The following is a 570-nucleotide window of genomic DNA, read 5'->3' as shown; positions in this document are numbered from 1 at the left end:
CCAGGGCTTCAAGACCGTCGAATACCTGGGCTCGGCCATCTACGACATGAAGATCCACCTGGCCGCCAAGGGCCAGGCCATCGATCCGGGCCAGTTCGAGAAGGACACCATGGCCGAGATCGGCATGCCGCCCGAGATCGTCATGCGCCACCGGCCCACCCAGTTCGGCCACATCTTCTCAGGCGACGGCTATTCGGCCGGCTACTACGACTACATCTGGGCCGACACCTTGACCGCCGACGCGGCCGAGGCGTTCCAGGAGGCGCCCGGCGGTTTCTACGACAAGGCGGTGGCCAAACGGCTGCACGACGACATCATGAGCGTCGGCAACACCATCCCGGCCGACGAGGCGTTCCGCCGCTTCCGCGGCCGCGACGTGACCATCGACGCCCTGATGCGCAACCGCGGCTTCGCCGCCCCGGCGAAAGCGTAAGGCGTAAGGCCTAAGGCGAGGCGTCGCTCACCGTCGTCCCGGACGGCCGCAAGGCCGATCCGGGATCCCGGGGGCGGCGGGCCCTAGGCCGCGGCGACCGTCTCCTTGTTCCGGGTCATGAAGGCGATGACCAGGCC

The 570-nt window shown here is 68.2% G+C and carries 1 protein-coding gene; it reads left to right on the top strand.

The window, feature by feature from the left end; translation table 11 throughout:
* On the top strand, positions 1 to 433 hold a 433-nt coding region (locus FOY53_RS22750), incomplete at its 5' end, for a M3 family metallopeptidase (protein WP_146592549.1).
* Between the last annotated feature and the right edge of the window lie 137 nt (positions 434 to 570).

This window comes from Puniceibacterium confluentis, from assembly GCF_007923445.1.
Classification (GTDB): Bacteria; Pseudomonadota; Alphaproteobacteria; order Rhodobacterales; family Rhodobacteraceae; genus Puniceibacterium; species Puniceibacterium confluentis.
The sequence above is the reverse complement of the archived record's forward strand: the minus strand, read 5'-3'. Positions and strand labels throughout refer to the sequence as shown.